Here is a 223-nt window from a genome sequence, read left to right on the forward strand (position 1 = left end):
GAGTGCGGATCCCTTAACAAAGGGCACATCGTCGCCGGGGAAATCATACTTGTCGAGCAGTTCACGAAGTTCCATTTCAACCAGCTCGATCAGCTCTTCGTCGTCGACCATATCACATTTATTCAGGAACACGACGATCGATGGGACACCAACCTGGCGGGCAAGCAGGATATGCTCTCTGGTCTGCGGCATGGCGCCATCGGTGGCGGCGACAACCAGAATC

1 protein-coding gene is annotated in these 223 nt (G+C 54.7%); it reads right to left on the minus strand.

Features of this window, described 5'->3' with window-relative positions; genetic code table 11:
* Window positions 1-223 (minus strand): GTP-binding protein (locus ACYQ8U_RS23515; protein ID WP_459947964.1); only part of this gene is annotated, 223 nt, incomplete at both ends.

Source organism: Desulfocastanea catecholica (assembly GCF_054657295.1).